Consider the following 15618-nt stretch of genomic DNA (forward strand, 5'->3'; position numbering starts at 1 on the left):
AAAATACACCGAAAATATACTATAAATTGAAACAAATTTTGTGTAGTATGTAAATGTGTAAGGTTATAAAAATCATAGAAATGAGGAGGAATTTATGAAAAGGAAACTGATTTCGGCAATAGTAGTGATGACAATGACGGCGGGGCTTTTGGCGGGGTGTGGAAAATCATCTGATACCGAAAAGGAAAAGCAATCCAACGGGAAAAAGAAAGTAACAGTGTGGGCATGGGATGTAGAGTATAATATTCCGGTTATGGAGGAAGCAGCAAAACGTTATGAGGCAAAACACAATGATGTAGACATTGAAGTTATGGAATATGCCTATGACGATATTACTCAGAAAATTAATACAAACTTAAGTTCAGGAATAGCAGACGGGCTTCCGGAGATTGTTCTGAGTGAGGATGCCAATGTACAAAAATATCTGCAGTCTTACCCGGGAGAGTTCCTGGATATGAAGGACAAGGTTGATTTTAATAATTTTGCAGATTATAAGGTACAGGTTCTGACTCTGGACGGAGGCGTCTATGGTGTTCCCTTTGACATCGGTACAGAGGGTCTTTTCTATAGAAAAGATTATATGGATAAGGCCGGTATTACAGAAGATCAATTGACAGATATTACATGGGATCAATATATTGAAATCGGGAAAAAGGTTAAAGAGGCAACCGGAAAAGATATGATGACTCTCGATCCAAACTCTATGACGATTATGAGAGATTTCATGCAGTCCTCCGGAACATGGTATTTTAAAGAAGACGGCACTGTAAATATTGCCAATAACCCAGTTATAGCGGAAGGAGCGAAAATATATAAATCTATGATGGACAATGAAATCATTAAGCTTACAACAGGATGGGGAGAAATGGCCTCCGCACTGAATAATGGAGACGTGGCTTCTATTGTAAGCGGATGCTGGATTGTACCTACCATTACTGCACAGGATGACCAGTCAGGTCAGTGGAGAGTTACACGGATGCCCAGACTAGATGTGGACGGCGGAACAAACTATGGAAATAGAGGAGGTTCTAATTGGCTTGTTTTGAAGAATTCTGAAAATGCAGATATTGCAACAGATTTCCTAAATGAAATTTTCGCTAATGATGTAGAATTTTACGAAACAATCCTGATGGATATAGGGGCAATAGGGGCCTATAAACCGGCGCAGGACTCCGAAGCATATAATCAGGAAGTTGAGTATTTTGGGGGAGAAAAAATCTGGAAGAACTTTGCTGAATGGGCACAGAGTGTACCTCCGATCCGAGTTGGCGTATATTCAGATGAGGCGGATACAGTGCTGGTTTCAGGCATGAGTGAAGTTGTGAGTGGGATGAAAGATATTCCGGATATGCTGAAAGATTCAGAAAAGCTTCTTAAACAGCAGATTGACCAGTAATAAAAACGTTTTAGAAAATGGAGTAAAAATATGCAGAAAAAAGACAGTGCATCGAAAATCCGCTTTCAACTCAATGGATGGGCTTTTGTAGTCCCATCCATTGTACTGTTCCTGTGGCTGACACTCTGGCCAATGATAAATGCATTTATTATGTCGCTTCAGAAGGGTAAAGGAAGCGTAGTTACTTTTGCAGGGATGGACAATTATAAACGATTATTTGCGGATCCTATGTTTATCAGTTCAACTAAAAATACAATCCTTTATTTTGTCATACAGGTGCCGATTATGCTTTTGCTGGCTCTAGTGATTTCGTCTATGTTGAATAACCCAAAGCTAAAGGGGCGAGGCTTTTTCAGGACAGCTATCTTTGTTCCCTGTGTCACGAGCCTGGTAGCTTATTCGCTTCTATTCAAGAGCATGTTCGCCGTAGACGGTATTATCAATAAAGCACTGCTCGGGACAGGAATAATTGATCGGGCAATACCCTGGCTTTTGGATCCGGTATGGGCTAAAGTGGTCATTATTGCGGCTATCACATGGAGATGGACAGGATATAATATGATTTTCTATCTTTCCAGCATGCAGAACATTGACCGAGGAATCTATGAGGCGGCGGAAATTGACGGAGCAGGGGCATTTCAAAAGTTCAGATATGTTACAGTTCCACTTCTGAAGCCAGTGATCCTTTTGACTGCAATAATGTCTACGACAGGCACCTTACAGATTTTTGATGAGGTAGTGAATATTACAAATGGGGGACCGGCCAATAGCACAATATCCATATCACAATATATATATAATCTATCTTTTAAATATGCACCGGATTTTGGCTATGCCGCGACCGTGTCTTATGCAATCTTTTTTATGGTGGCAGTATTGTCTCTGATTCAGACGAAAGTGAGTGGTGATAAAAATGACTAAGAGCAGGATGAAAAAAGGAATAAGTAAAGTGGGGCAATATTTATTTTTATTGGTTATCTCGTTTATATCGCTATTTCCATTTGTCTGGATGCTGATTGGGGCAACAAATAAAAGTATGGATATTACAATGGGAAAATTAACATTTGGAAACCAGCTTATGATAAACATCAGAAATTTATTGAGTGCCGGAGATTTGCTGTTGTGTCTTCGCAACTCAGCCATTCTCAGCTTATTTATTACAACTTTAAGTATGTTTGTGTGCTCTCTTGCGGGATATGGGTTTGTTGTATTCCAGAGTAAAAGAAAGGAATTCTTCTTTTCATTCATTTTGCTGTCCATGATGGTGCCTACATCATCCCTTGTTATTCCTATGTTCAAAATGTTCAGTAAAATGGGGATTTTGAATACAAAAGTCGGTGTAGTTCTTCCTGCATTGAGTACTGCTTTTCTGGTATTCTTTTTTCGCCAGAACACAAAAAACTTCCCGATGGAAACAATACAGTCAGCAAGAATTGACGGACTTAGTGAATTTGGTATTTTTTTGAGAATATATATGCCAATGATGAAATCTACCTATGCGGCGGCAGCGATTATTACATTTATGTCAAGCTGGAATAATTATATGTGGCCATTGATTTCCCTACAGACAAAAGATCAAAGAACCCTTCCTCTATTAATTAGTTCACTAGGTACCGCATATACCCCGGATTATGGTATGATTATGGTAGGAATCATCATCACGACACTTCCCTCTGCGTTTATTTTCTTTGTAATGCAAAAGAATTTTGTAAATAGTATGATGGGAGCTGTGAAGGCATAAGGAAGATATAGAAAAGGTGTGTAGGAGGAGAAAATGGATAAGCAGAAAAGAATTGAGATTCTGGAGAATCCGGAGATTTTTCAGGACAATAGGATTCCACCCAGCTCTGATCATAAATGGTACAAAAATCGGGAGGAGGCAGCACGTGGGGAAATGTCACTCAAGAAATCTCTAAACGGTATATGGAGGTTCATGTGGTGTCCTAATCCGGATGCAGTACCGGATGGATTTGAGAAAAAGGATTTTAATGTGTCGGGCTGGCAGGATATAAAGGTGCCCGGGCATATGGAACTGCAGGGGTACGGACAGCCCCAGTATACCGACACAAGTTATCCGTGGACGGGAAGGGAGAATGTAGAACCACATAAAATCCCAAAGGAAATTAACCCTACGGGACTTTACGTGAAGAGTTTTATTTTGCCGGACCAGTTCAAGGACAAACGCTGCCGGATTCACTTTGAAGGTGTAGAAACAGGATTTTTCTTCTGGCTAAACGGAGTATATATCGGATACAGCGAAGACAGCTATACGCCGGCTGTGTTTGATATTACAAATGCACTGGAAGAGGGGGGAAATACACTTGCTGTGCAAGTAAGCCGTTTTTCTTCAGGAGCGTGGCTGGAGGATCAGGACTTTTGGAGAATGGGAGGAATCATGCGGGAAGTCTCAATAACCGCTGTACCTGAAATTCATATCCGGGACATCGACGTAAAGGCAGACCTTGTGGATGACTACAAAAGAGGAAGGGCAGAGATATCTTTTTCGGTCGATACCAGAGACCCTAACTGCAAAGACATTTCGACAGAATGGAAATTGTTCAGTCCCACGGGTGAAAGGTGTGGAGAAGGGAAGACAAAAAAAGATACCATTGTCGTGGAAGTTGACAATGTGCTGCCTTGGAGTGCGGAGGTTCCCAACCTTTATGAGATTTTATTAAGTGTAACGGACAGCGGTGGAAATGTGGCTGAATGTGTGACACAGAAAATTGGATTCAGAAAAGTGGAGATACATGATTCCATACTTTACATAAATGGAAAAAGGCTTGTGCTAAATGGCGTAAATCGGCATGAGTTTTCCGGGTACAAAGGGCGTGCAATCGGAAAAGAAGATATGGAGTGGGATATCCGCTTCCTTAAGCAGAACAATTTTAATGCAGTGCGCACCAGCCATTATCCAAATCAGTCCTACTGGTATGAGCTTTGTGATGAATATGGTTTATATGTGATGGATGAAGCAAATCTGGAAACACATGGCACATGGCATATGGGACATAACGAGTACACTCTGCCCGGAGATTTCCCCGAGTGGAAGGAAGCCTGTATGGCAAGAGCACAGGCTATGCTGGAGAGAGACAAAAATCATCCTTGCATTTTTTCATGGAGTGTAGGAAATGAGTCCTGGAGCGGGAAGAATCTGTTTGACATGAGTATGTATTTCCGAGAAAGGGACCCATCAAGACCGGTGCACTATGAAAATGTCTGCCATGACCGGAAATGGGAGAAAACAACAGATTTTGAGAGCAGGATGTATGCATCGCCGGAGATGGCAGAGGAGTATCTTTCCAATCATCCAAAGAAGCCGTACATTCTCTGCGAGTATTCTCATGCAATGGGGAATTCCTGCGGGAATCTTTCGGAATATACAAGACTGGCAGAGAAATATCCACAGTACTGTGGGGGCTTTCTATGGGATTATATTGACCAGTCACTTCTTGTAAAAGACATGTTCGGCCGGGAAACCATGGCATATGGCGGAGATTTTGGAGACAGACCTGCAGATTATAATTTTTGTACCAACGGATTGCTGTATTCAGACCGGAAGGTTTCTCCTAAAGTACCGGAAGTGAAATATTGCTACCAGCCTTTTAAGCTTGTTCCGGACGAAAACGGAGTATATGTGGAAAATCGGAATCTGTTCACAGACGGCAGTGACCTCAGGCTTTTGTGGACGGTGGAACAGAAGGGGGTAATAATGGAACGCAATGAGTGGAACATTAGTGTTATGCCCTCAGGAAATAAATACTACACGGTGACTAGAGCAACAGGGGGAAATATAAAGGCTTCCCTTTCTGACACTGAAGAGTATGTGATTACTGCGTCTCTGATTTTAAAGGAAGATAAAGCATATGCGAAAGCAGGCCATGAATGTGCTTTTGGACAGTGTGTTATACCGCCCGAGAAAACAAAATGCAATGAAAAAAACAAAACAAAGATAAAAATTATAGATGGAGATACGGTATTTTCTGTGATTTGCGATGGGTGGTCAGTGATGTACCAAAAACAGACGGGAAAGCTGGTTTCCTACAAAGTGGGCGGCAAGGAGTTGGTTTACGATTCTCTGCACACGCTATTGCCTAATTTCTGGAGAGCTCCGATTGATAACGATGAAGGTAACAAGATGAAATTGAGATGTGCGGGGTGGAAAACAGCCTCTCTCTATCAAAATGTCAAAGAAGTCAGTTTTCAAAAAGACGATTGCTCTGCTAAAGTAGATGTTACATATGAGATATTTGGTGGGGCTTTGTGCAATGTAACACACCTTATTTCGGAAGATGGTGGTTTGTCTGTTGAGGAAGTGTGGACGAGAAATACCCCAAATGCGAAAGATAGTGAAGACATTCCGGAACTCCCCTGTTTTGGAGTGAGTTGGAAATTACCGTTGTCCCTGCAGAATGTAACATGGTATGGGAAAGGGCCGTGGGAGACTTACATTGATAGATGCGAAGGAAGTAAAATTGGTATTCATAAGACAAAACCTGAGGATAGCATGGCGAAATATGTGGTTCCCCAGGAATGCGGGAATCACGTGCAGACACGCTGGGTGGAAATAACCGATGAAAAGGGATTGGGGATACATATATCTTCAGATTTACCGTTTGAATTTTCCACACTTCCATATACATGCCATGAACTGGAAGAAGCAAGGCATTTACACGAACTTCCCCGCCCCTATGCAACAGTTCTCCGGCTTAATGCGCGCCAAAAAGGAATAGGAGGGGACAACAGCTGGGGAGCAGAGGTTCACGAACCTTACAGAATCTATGGGAAAGAAAAGCTTGCCTTTTCGTTTACAGTAAAACCTTGTATAGGCTTGTAAAATAATTCCATTTGTGTCAAAATGATAGTAACAATAACTATTGTTTTGGAGGAGGATTTAAATGAATACAAAAGCATTTCGAAAAATGAGTTATGGACTTTATCTGATTTCGTCCAAATGTGACGGGAAGACAGGCGGCTGTGTTGTAAATACACTGATGCAGGTGACATCAAAGCCGTTGCAGGTTACCCTTACAATTAACAAGGATAATTACACAACCAGTGTAATAGAAAAATCCGGGTATTTTGAAGGAGTCGCGCTTTCGCAGGATGCTTCGATGGAGCTAATCCGGGCATTTGGTTTCCAGAGCAGTAAGGATAAGAATAAATTTGAAGGATTTGAGACAGAGATAGATTGTCACGATATACCATATGTATGTGAGCAGGTAGTCGCAAGATATACCTGTAAAGTGAAATCTTCTATGGATGTAGGAACACACAAAGTCTTTCTTGCCGAGATAGATGACGCGGAAGTCTTGGACAAAGATGAACCACCTTTGACATATGCTTACTATCATTCAGTAAAAAAAGGGGTTACACCGCCCAAGGCATCCAGCTACATTCCTGAGGAGCAGAAGACAGGATACCGCTGCCAGGTCTGCGGCTATATATTGGAAGCAGATACGATACCGGATGATTATGTCTGCCCTGTGTGCGGGAATGGCAGAGAATATTTTGTGAAGTTGTAATTAACGAACAGTTTCACTTTTGGGGAAGAATGTAACTTTGTGCGTGCCCTTTTATGGTTGGATAACAATCATAGAAGGGCATCTTTGTGTACAAAATACCATAAGATAGTCCTCTGTGTGAAGAAAAATATGCAGTCTTATTTGTAGGAACTACTTTCAATATCTATACATATTATTTATATATGAGAAGTATGAAAAAGTAATTGACAGCGAGGGGAAATAGTGATAATATACCTACTAATCCTACATGCAATATATGTTTTGGAGCATTAACGCGGGAAAGTGTGAGCGAATAAGTGGAGAGAAGGGTGTGTATGGACAAAATAGAAGAACAGATTGCACAAATAATTGATGACAACAGAAGTGTAATTTTGGAGTTTGCGAATGATGTTTATTGTCATGGCGAATTGGGGTACAAGGAATTCAGAACCAGTGAGAAGTTTCGAAAGTTTATGGAGAACCGGACAGAGCGGGTTGAAGATAACCTGGCAATTACCGGTGTGAAGGCATATCTGAATTCGGAAAAGAAGGGGAATTTTTCTCTTGCGCTGATCGGAGAACTGGATGCCCTGAGGATTCCCAGCCATACATATGCAAATCCTGAAACACAGGCAGCACACTGCTGTGGACACCATGCACAGCTTGCTGGAGTCATAGGGGCAGCACTTGCGCTTACAAAAAAAGACATTTCTAAGAAGCTGGACGGACAGATTGTTTTCATGGCGGCGCCGGCAGAAGAATACGGAGAAGTGGAATTTAAGAAAACACTTTTGAAGCAGGGGAAAATCGATTATGGCGGCGGGAAATGTGAGCTGATTCGTATAGGGGCATTTGATGATATTGACGCATGTATTGTTCATCACATTTCCATGGATGGAATATCCGCCGGAACCGGAAGCAGCAACGGCTTTGTGTCTAAAGTTATTACTATAAAAGGGAAAGCCGCACACGCGGCGGCAGCAAAAGAACAGGGAGTAAACGCATTGTCGGCGGCTGCGCTGGGGCTTCAGGGGCTGTCTTTTAACCGTGAGACATTCCGTGACGAGGACTGTGTCAGAGTACATCCTATTATGACGAAAGGCGGCAATCTAGTAAATGTGGTACCGGACGAGGCCGTCATGGAGACGCTGGTCAGAGGAAAGACAAGAGAAGCTTTTATGGACGCTTCCCTGAAGACAGACAGATCCTTTAAAGCAGGGGCCATAGCGATGGGCGCGGGATACCGGATTGAGACAATGCCCGGATATCTTCCGTCACTTCCACAGGCAGTACCTGAGGAGGTCGTGGAAGTAATCAAAGAGGTATCTGCTCCCAAAAAGGTGGATACAGATGTTGTCAAAAAGCACGGGGGCGGATCTACCGATGTGGGTGATGTTCAGCATCTGATGCCGGTACTGACGTTTAATACCGGCGGGGCTTCCGGCGGATTACATCAGTCTGAGTTTGCAGTTTATGACGAAGAAGAAGCTTATATACTGACTGCAAAAATTTTTGCACTTAGTGCATACCGGATGTTAAAAGATGGAGCTGCAGTTGCCAGAAAGGTAAAAGAAGAGTATCAACCGGTATTTCAGTCAAAAGAAGAATATGTGGAATTTCTGAATAAGTTTTATTCGGTGGAGGAAGAGGAAATATGGGAAAGGAAAGTTACGAAATAACAGGCACTGTTCAAAGGGAGCAGATGGTGGATCAAATCAGAAAGGCAGCGAGACAGTTTGCAATGCTGTATTTTCATTTCTGTGATGTGCTGCAGAAGACTTACGGACTGGAAAAGACAAAGGAAATTGTCAGACAGACCGTATTTGAACTTGCGGTAGATCGTTCCGATCAATTAAGGGAAAAAGCCTATAGACAGGGTAAATCCACAGAGACAAGGGAGGATTTCATGGATGTGATAGATCTTCCTATGTGTGGATGGATTCCGCAGTGGGGAGCAGACCACTGTCCCTATGCTGAAACCTGGAGAACGTATTTTGACGAATATCCGTGGTTCAGGGAGCTGGCACCTTACTACTGCGACGTGATAGATACCACAACAATTGAAAACTTTACAAAACATCTTTCCCATAGGCTTACACAGAATGTGCTTCTTGAAGGAGAAAGCTGTGAGAGAGAATATTTTGAAAGTGAAGAAGTGAAGAGAGGAAATTACACTTATGGCAGCAAAGAGCAGTAAGCAGAAAATCACCTTTATCAATGTGCTGCAGATTCTGACCCTGGCGGCACTGCTTGGATATATGGAATATGCGGTGGATTCCGGAGCGGTCAACAAGGTATTTATGGCATCTCCATACAGTATTTTGAAGGAGGCAGCTCGTATTATAACAGACGGAACTTTATGGCCACATTTGTTTCTTACTCTTCAGGAGGTGGCAGTGGGATATGCACTGGCTGCAGCGTTCGGTATTGCGGTAGGTTTGATTTGGACTATGTTTCCGAAAGTGGAAGCTTACAGCAATGTGTTTTTTTCCTCCGTTATGGCAATTCCCAAGACAGCGATACTGCCCCTGCTAATCCTTTGGTTTGGCATTGGTTTTAAATCTAAAGTAGTACTGATATTCCTGTTTTCCGTATTTCAGATTTTATACAATACCGTTACAGGGGCGAAAGAATGCAAGATAGAGTATTTGAAAGTGGCGAGGGTATTCAATGCAACAAAGATGCAGACTGTGTTCAAAGTTATGCTTCCCGCTGCCCTCCCCTCCATGTTCAATGGTCTGAGGCTGGCTGCAGCTACAGCACTGACAGGAGTTGTATTCTCGGAGATGCAGTCTGCAAAAGCAGGACTTGGATATTTGCTTTCAGAATCCCAGACCTTGCTGAACACACCCAGGATGTTTTTTATCATCATACTGGTAACCGTGATTTCAGTATGTTTTGTTAAACTGATTGCAGTAATTGAATATTTAGTGTGTCACAGATGGAAAGGAATTGTATGATGAAAAAAAGAATTATATCCGTATTGGCAGCAGCGGCACTGGTAGTTTCGGTTGTGACCGGATGCACATCTGCGGAAGACTCTGAGGCGTCAAAAAAGACCGAAACAACAAAAACCTCCGGTTCCGGCTTGGAAGAGGAGGACATAATTACCCTGCGCACTTGCTTTGCCACAGGTATGACCGGAGCTGTCAACAACTTTGCTATTGAAAAAGGGCTGTATAAAGAGCTTGGTATTGAATTTGATAATGTCCAGTGGAGCAGCAATGACGAGGTACTTTCTCTGATAACCCGGGGAGAGATTGATCTTGCTGACGGTGACCCAAGCGCTTATATCCCAGGCATCTATAATGGTGTGCCGGCAAAACTGGTAGGAAATATGTGGAGATATTCCGGCAGCTATTGGCTGGTAGCCAAGGACGACAATATTAAGAAAATCAGCGATCTGAAGGGAAAAACAATCGGAACTGCGGCCGCAGCAGGCGGTATGAGGCTTTCCGTACTGAAGATGCTGGAGGAGAACGGACTGAGTGAAAACGATGTGACGCTGGTGGCGAACGGTACCTACCAGTCAGCCTATGCCACACTGACATCGGAAGAGGTGGATGCAACCATCATTCACAACCCCTATGCCGCACTGGCAGAAGCTGAAGGAACAGGGCATATCCTGGGCCGGGCGTGGGATTATATTCCGGATTACTATACAGGAACTATTATAGCGTCAGATAAGATGATTGAGAAGGAACCTGGGAAATTACAGCGCTTTCTGACTGCTTACTATAAAGTACATGAAGAAGTAAAAAATGAATATTTCGATGAGTTTATTTCCTGGGCGTCTAAACAGATGAACACTCCCGAGGATGTGATGAAAAAGGCTGTAGAATCAGAAAAGGATGTATGGTTTGACTATCCTGTAATACCGGAAGACAGGATCAACAGGACTGTCGAATATCTGAAAGATTACGGATGGCTTGACAAAAAAGTAGAGGCAGACGGAACCTATACAAATGAATTTGCACAGAAAGCTGCCGATGAGCTGGGCCTTACAGACCCGGAAAGCAAATAGTAAGGAAGGGAATAAAAGGATGCCGACCATTAAAATTAAAAATCTGGAGAAATATTATTCCGGCGAGAACGGTGAGGAGACCCATGCTCTGACAAATATCAATATAGAAATCCGGGACGGGGAATTTGTCTGCATTGTAGGTCCCTCAGGATGTGGGAAAAGTACACTGCTCGAAATTGTCGCAGGTCTTCTTGAACATACTTCAGGTGAGGTTCTGCTGGATGATGTTCCTGTGAACGGAACCAGCCGGGATATCGGCGTTGTATTTCAGGATGCCTCTCTTTACCCGTGGAGAACAATTAAAAAGAATATCGGCTTCGGGATGGATATTGCAAAAGTTCCCAAAGATGAGCGGGAAGAGCGGGCAGCAAAATATGTAAAGTTGATGAATCTGAGCGGGTTTGAAAACAAATATCCTTCCCAGCTTTCCGGCGGAATGAAACAAAGGGCGGGGATTGCTAGAGCGCTGGTGATGAATCCGAAAGTAATTCTTATGGATGAACCCTTCAGTGCCGTAGATCACCTGACCAGATGCGCGCTGCAGGAGGAATTAATCCGAATCAGACAGGAAGAAAAAAAGACCGTTTTATTTGTAACACACGATATTAACGAAGCAGTATATCTCGCTGACCGGGTGATTCTGTTAAGCCCGCGGCCAAGTACGGTGCAGGAGGAATATAAAATTTCAATCCCTCACCCGCGAACAAGAAGCGATGACTATCTGGTGCAAAAGGCCGCAGAAATTGTGGCGGCAATCAGCAGAGGAGCAGAAAAACAAGAAAGCATAGAGTTCTTTATCTAAGGAGGCCAAAAAATATGTTTAGAGACACAAGTATGGATTACATCACTAAGGAAGAGTCCAGGGCAATATGGAACAAGAATATGCAGATTACCGATGAGGAATTCCTACATATGGATGAAACTGAATTTAGGGCCAGGGTAAGGGAACGGTGCCATCATACACTGGAAATCCAAATGTATCATGCGGCATACCGTAATCTTAGGCTTAAGGAAACACAGGCGGATTACACAAAACATCTTCTGAGCTTATGGGTGAAGCGGGGATTAAGCAAAGAACTTCCGGAATATAAGTACGCCAGCTTTTTAGTGCAGTCTGCGGATAAACTTTCTAATGGGGAGCCGGTGGATTTATCGCCATATGAGCCTAAGAAGGTTACAAAAGAAATGGAAGAGGATTTCTTTACAATACTGAAGGAGAGACGCTCAGTCAGAGAGTTTACAGATCAGGAAGTGCCGGATGAAATCATTGACAAAATACTGGAGGCCGGACTGTGGGCCGCACATGGCTGTAATGTTCAGTCCATTAAATATATTGTAGTAAGAGAGAAAAACGAGCCTGGATTATTCAGGGGAAGTGATGTTCCGGGAGGTCCGATTCATCTGGTGATACTTCAAGATATGAGATGCTATAAGGCAAATTCCTTTACACCTGTAAGAAATCAGCTTCTGGATGCCGGTGCCGCAGGGCAGAATATCGTACTTGCCGCACATGCTGTTGGTTTGGAAGGTGTATGGCTTACATTCCCAAATCATGAGTTCTCTGACAGACTGAGAAAAAAGTTTGAGCTGCCTGATTACATTAGAATGGTAACCTATGTTGATGTAGGATATGGAGACCAGACACCTCATCCGCCGCTGCGTTCCGGTGTGGAAGCGGCAGTACTGGCAAGGTATTAAAATGGTTTTTGGAACGGCAAATGCTATTCATAAATGATACATGCAGGGAAGAGAATTTTTCCCTTGCATGTGCTATTAAAAATTTGTATACTGAAATCAGAAAATATAGTTGACATATCTGAATAACATAGATATAATAATAGCATAAAACATACTAAACATATATGAAAGGTAGGGGAAAGAAAGTGGCAAATATTTTTAAAGGAACATTGGGACTGATAGGGAATACCCCCTTGATGGAAGTGGTAAATGTAGAAAAGAGTTTGGAACTGGAAGCTACAATATTGGCAAAGCTGGAATACTTTAATCCTGCAGGAAGTGTTAAGGACAGGATTGCGAAATCAATGATCGAGGATGCAGAAGCAAAGGGTATTTTAAAAGAGGGTTCTGTCATCATTGAACCTACATCAGGAAATACAGGAATCGGTCTTGCTTCTATAGCAGCAGCGAAGGGATACCGTATTATTTTAACTATGCCGGAGACAATGAGTGTTGAAAGAAGGAATATATTAAAAGCTTATGGCGCTGAACTAGTGCTGACAGAGGGTGCCAAAGGTATGAAGGGTGCCATTGCCAAGGCAGATGAACTGGCAAAGGAAATTCCAGGCAGCTTTATTCCAGGTCAGTTTGTAAACCCTGCAAATCCGGCTGTTCATAAGGCAACGACAGGGCCTGAAATCTGGAACGACACAGACGGAAATGTGGACATTTTCATCGCAGGAGTCGGTACAGGCGGTACTCTCACAGGGGTAGGCGAATACTTGAAATCCCAGAATCCTGAAATTCAAATCGTAGCAGTAGAACCCGCGTCTTCACCAGTACTTTCAGAAGGTAAGGGCGGCCCTCACAAGATTCAGGGAATCGGGGCAGGTTTCGTTCCGGAGGTGCTGAACACAAAGATTTACGACGAGATTGTGAAAATAGAGAATGATGATGCATTTGCAACAGCAAAATCATTTGCAAAGCAGGAAGGTGTTCTGGTGGGAATTTCTTCCGGGGCTGCGCTGTATGCGGCAATTGAACTTGCAAAGCGCCCGGAGAACAAAGGAAAGACAATTGTGGCTTTACTGCCGGATACAGGGGACAGATACTATTCTACGCCACTGTTTAGTGAATAAAAGAAAAACGAGGTAAAAACAAATTGAGCGAAAAAATCACAAGAGAAAATAGAAAACTGAAATTTGAGACACTGCAGCTGCACGTTGGGCAGGAACAGCCCGATCCGGTAACAGATGCAAGAGCAGTTCCTATTTATCAGACATCGTCCTATGTGTTCCGCAACTGTGAACATGCGGCTGCACGTTTCGGACTTTCCGATGCAGGGAACATTTACGGACGTTTGACAAATCCGACAGAAGATGTATTTGAACAGCGTATTGCAGCACTCGAAGGAGGCTCAGCGGCATTAGCTGTTGCCTCCGGTGCTGCGGCCATCACATACACCATTGAAAACCTTGCACAGAACGGTGACCATATTGTATCTGCAAAAAATATTTATGGCGGTACTTTTAATTTGCTGGCTCACACACTGCCGGCATATGGCATTACAACAACTTTTGTAGATATTTTTGATGAGAGCGCAGTGAAAGCTGCCATAAAAGAAAATACAAAGGCAATTCTTATAGAAACATTGGGCAATCCGAATTCGGATGTAGTGGACATCGAAAAGATTGCAAAGATTGCACACGCCCATAAGATTCCTCTGGTTGTTGACAATACATTTGCGACACCATACCTGGTACGTCCTATAGAGTACGGCGCAGATATTGTGGTACATTCCGCGACAAAGTTTATTGGCGGTCACGGAACGACTATCGGCGGAGTGATTGTAGACGGTGGAAAGTTTGACTGGGAAGCTTCAGGAAAGTTTGCTTCACTGACAGAACCTAATCCAAGCTATCACGGTATCAGCTTTACACAGGCAGCAGGACCAGCAGCTTTCGTGACAAAAATCCGTGCAATCCTGCTAAGAGATACGGGAGCGACCATATCTCCATTCCATGCATTCTTGTTCTTACAGGGACTTGAAACCTTGTCTCTCAGGGTAGAACGCCATGTGGAAAATGCTCTGAAAGTAGTGGAGTATCTGAAAAATCATCCTCAGGTTGAGGAGGTGCATCATCCGTCCGTGACGGAAGATGCTGAACAAAAAGCGCTGTATGCAAAGTATTTCCCAAATGGGGGCGGATCTATCTTTACTTTTGAAATCAAGGGAGATGCAAAGAAGGCGCAGGAATTTATCGATCATCTGGAACTCTTTTCACTTTTGGCCAATGTGGCCGATGTGAAATCACTGGTTATCCATCCGGCAACAACAACACACAGCCAGTGCACAGAGGAGGAACTGCTCGATCAGGGCATCAAGCCAAATACCATTCGCCTTTCCATCGGAACAGAACATATCGATGACATCATAGAAGATCTGCGGGAAGCATTTAATGCCATATAGAATACAAATATTTTGGAGGTTACCATGAAATTTTCAAAAAAAAGCAGATATGGTCTCAGGGCACTGATAGATTTGTCCGTAAATTCTAAAACAGACCATGTAGCGCTGAGCAGTATTGCCGAGAGGAACAGCATTTCTCTGCAATATCTGGAACAAGTGTTTGCCAGTCTCAGAAGAGCAGAAATTGTAAAAAGCATAAAGGGGCCCCAGGGCGGATATTTGTTGAACGACAATGCAGAAAATATCACGGTAGCTTCTATATTAGAAGCACTGGATGGAAGCTATCAGATTGAAGCAGAAGAAAGTTCTGAGGATGACAAACAGCAGGCAATCATAAAGACAATTCAGACAGTAGTCATTGACAATGTTAATGAACAACTGGATGAAATATTAAAAAACATAACGTTGGCAGACTTGGAAAAAGAATATTTGACATTCAGCGGGTATGAACAGAACATGTACTACATTTAGTAACTATTTAGGAGCGTAGCAGAATCGGGCTTGCCCTTCCGTATAAGGAATCAAGCTTGCCCTCGGTACAATTGTT

Annotated in this window: 14 protein-coding genes; all 14 read left to right on the forward strand. The window is 43.0% G+C overall.

Annotated elements, in window-relative coordinates:
* Positions 1–94 precede the first annotated feature (94 nt).
* Complete coding sequence (locus tag BN3456_RS12500; protein WP_089984554.1) at positions 95–1396, forward strand: ABC transporter substrate-binding protein; 1302 nt, start codon at positions 95–97, stop codon at positions 1394–1396.
* Positions 1397–1426: 30 nt separating this feature from the next.
* Positions 1427–2317, forward strand: coding sequence for a carbohydrate ABC transporter permease (locus tag BN3456_RS12505; protein WP_089984556.1), 891 nt, complete (start codon positions 1427–1429; stop codon positions 2315–2317).
* Complete coding sequence (locus tag BN3456_RS12510) at positions 2310–3137, forward strand: carbohydrate ABC transporter permease (protein WP_089984558.1); 828 nt, start codon at positions 2310–2312, stop codon at positions 3135–3137. Before BN3456_RS12505 ends, BN3456_RS12510 begins: the two co-directional genes overlap by 8 nt.
* Positions 3138–3170: 33 nt before the next feature.
* Positions 3171–6233: a glycoside hydrolase family 2 TIM barrel-domain containing protein gene (locus BN3456_RS12515; RefSeq protein WP_089984559.1), complete on the forward strand. Its 3063-nt coding sequence runs from the start codon at positions 3171–3173 to the stop codon at positions 6231–6233.
* A 61-nt stretch (positions 6234–6294) separates the two neighbouring features.
* A complete protein-coding gene (locus BN3456_RS12520) occupies positions 6295–6921 on the forward strand; it encodes a flavin reductase (RefSeq protein ID WP_089984561.1) in 627 nt (208 codons plus the stop codon).
* 314 nt (positions 6922–7235) lie between these two features.
* The gene (locus BN3456_RS12525) at positions 7236–8579 is read left to right on the forward strand and encodes an amidohydrolase (RefSeq protein ID WP_089984562.1); all 1344 of its coding nucleotides are present in this window, start codon (positions 7236–7238) and stop codon (positions 8577–8579) included.
* Positions 8555–9097: an L-2-amino-thiazoline-4-carboxylic acid hydrolase gene (locus tag BN3456_RS12530; RefSeq protein ID WP_089984564.1), complete on the forward strand. Its 543-nt coding sequence runs from the start codon at positions 8555–8557 to the stop codon at positions 9095–9097. Before BN3456_RS12525 ends, BN3456_RS12530 begins: the two co-directional genes overlap by 25 nt.
* Positions 9078–9860 carry an ABC transporter permease gene (locus BN3456_RS12535; protein WP_089984565.1) on the forward strand — a complete coding sequence of 261 codons (783 nt, stop codon included), beginning with the start codon at positions 9078–9080 and terminating at the stop codon, positions 9858–9860. The genes BN3456_RS12530 and BN3456_RS12535 overlap by 20 nt, the downstream gene beginning before the upstream one ends.
* On the forward strand, positions 9857–10924 hold the full coding sequence (locus BN3456_RS12540) for an ABC transporter substrate-binding protein (protein WP_176699194.1): 1068 nt from the start codon (positions 9857–9859) through the stop codon (positions 10922–10924). The genes BN3456_RS12535 and BN3456_RS12540 overlap by 4 nt, the downstream gene beginning before the upstream one ends.
* Before the next feature lie 19 nt (positions 10925–10943).
* Positions 10944–11726 (forward strand): ABC transporter ATP-binding protein, encoded by a 783-nt coding sequence (locus BN3456_RS12545; RefSeq protein WP_089984569.1) that lies wholly within the window; start codon positions 10944–10946, stop codon positions 11724–11726.
* Between the two features lie 14 nt (positions 11727–11740).
* On the forward strand, positions 11741–12622 hold the full coding sequence (locus tag BN3456_RS12550; protein WP_089984571.1) for a nitroreductase family protein: 882 nt from the start codon (positions 11741–11743) through the stop codon (positions 12620–12622).
* 185 nt (positions 12623–12807) lie between these two features.
* On the forward strand, positions 12808–13740 hold the full coding sequence (gene cysK, locus BN3456_RS12555; RefSeq protein WP_089984573.1) for a cysteine synthase A: 933 nt from the start codon (positions 12808–12810) through the stop codon (positions 13738–13740).
* A 23-nt stretch (positions 13741–13763) separates the two neighbouring features.
* Positions 13764–15071 carry an O-acetylhomoserine aminocarboxypropyltransferase/cysteine synthase family protein gene (locus BN3456_RS12560; protein ID WP_089984575.1) on the forward strand — a complete coding sequence of 436 codons (1308 nt, stop codon included), beginning with the start codon at positions 13764–13766 and terminating at the stop codon, positions 15069–15071.
* Between the two features lie 24 nt (positions 15072–15095).
* Positions 15096–15542, forward strand: a complete 447-nt coding sequence (locus BN3456_RS12565) for an RrF2 family transcriptional regulator (RefSeq protein ID WP_089984577.1) — start codon at positions 15096–15098, stop codon at positions 15540–15542.
* Positions 15543–15618: the final 76 nt, after the last annotated feature.

The sequence above is a fragment of the Clostridium sp. C105KSO13 genome, from assembly GCF_001517425.1.
Lineage (GTDB): Bacteria > Bacillota > Clostridia > Lachnospirales > Lachnospiraceae > Muricomes.

Bases quoted from the DNA above. Each gene is read 5' to 3' on its own strand.
- BN3456_RS12545 (WP_089984569.1), top strand. From the start codon at position 10,944: ATGCCGACCATTAAAATTAAAAATCTGGAGAAATATTATTCCGGCGAG.
- BN3456_RS12530 (WP_089984564.1), top strand. From the start codon at position 8,555: ATGGGAAAGGAAAGTTACGAAATAACAGGCACTGTTCAAAGGGAGCAG.
- BN3456_RS12520 (WP_089984561.1), top strand. From the start codon at position 6,295: ATGAATACAAAAGCATTTCGAAAAATGAGTTATGGACTTTATCTGATT.
- BN3456_RS12565 (WP_089984577.1), top strand. From the start codon at position 15,096: ATGAAATTTTCAAAAAAAAGCAGATATGGTCTCAGGGCACTGATAGAT.
- BN3456_RS12505 (WP_089984556.1), top strand. From the start codon at position 1,427: ATGCAGAAAAAAGACAGTGCATCGAAAATCCGCTTTCAACTCAATGGA.
- BN3456_RS12540 (WP_176699194.1), top strand. From the start codon at position 9,857: ATGATGAAAAAAAGAATTATATCCGTATTGGCAGCAGCGGCACTGGTA.
- BN3456_RS12550 (WP_089984571.1), top strand. From the start codon at position 11,741: ATGTTTAGAGACACAAGTATGGATTACATCACTAAGGAAGAGTCCAGG.
- BN3456_RS12510 (WP_089984558.1), top strand. From the start codon at position 2,310: ATGACTAAGAGCAGGATGAAAAAAGGAATAAGTAAAGTGGGGCAATAT.
- BN3456_RS12515 (WP_089984559.1), top strand. From the start codon at position 3,171: ATGGATAAGCAGAAAAGAATTGAGATTCTGGAGAATCCGGAGATTTTT.
- BN3456_RS12535 (WP_089984565.1), top strand. From the start codon at position 9,078: ATGGCAGCAAAGAGCAGTAAGCAGAAAATCACCTTTATCAATGTGCTG.
- BN3456_RS12525 (WP_089984562.1), top strand. From the start codon at position 7,236: ATGGACAAAATAGAAGAACAGATTGCACAAATAATTGATGACAACAGA.
- BN3456_RS12500 (WP_089984554.1), top strand. From the start codon at position 95: ATGAAAAGGAAACTGATTTCGGCAATAGTAGTGATGACAATGACGGCG.